The 467-nt window shown below is 64.9% G+C and carries 1 protein-coding gene; it reads right to left on the reverse strand.

Annotated features, from left to right (window positions below; genetic code table 11):
• On the reverse strand, positions 1 to 467 hold a 467-nt coding region (locus DY467_RS25545; RefSeq protein ID WP_246701652.1), incomplete at both ends, for a glutamate-cysteine ligase family protein.

Raw genomic sequence — 467 nt, forward strand, 5'->3', positions numbered from 1 at the left:
CGCCAGCACCATGCAATCCTTGGCGACTTCGAGCAGGCTGCGGTTGCCGATCTTGGCCTTGAACCCGAGCCGCGGAACCTCGTCCCGCAGCGTTTGGCGCTCCTCGGCGGTCCAGTTCTTGACCAGCTCCCAGGCGGCGTCGAGGCTGGCATCGTCGTACAGCAGCCCGACCCAGAACGCCGGCAGCGCGGTCAGGCGGCCCCATGGCTGGCCGTCGGCCCCGCGCATCTCGAGATACCGCTTCAGCCGTACCTCGGGGAAAATCGTCGACAGATGGTTGGCCCAGTCCGACAGCGTCGGACGCTGTCCGGGCAGCTTCTCGTTGTTACCATCGAAGAACTTGCGGAACGACGAACCGGCGACATCGATGTATTCGTCGCCGCGTTTGACGAAGTACATCGGCACGTCGAGCGCGTAGTCGACCCAGCGCTCGAATCCCATGCCGTCTTCGAACGCCCACGGCAGCA

This window comes from Rhodopseudomonas sp. BR0G17, assembly GCF_010907025.1.
Lineage (GTDB): Bacteria > Pseudomonadota > Alphaproteobacteria > Rhizobiales > Xanthobacteraceae > Rhodopseudomonas > Rhodopseudomonas palustris_H.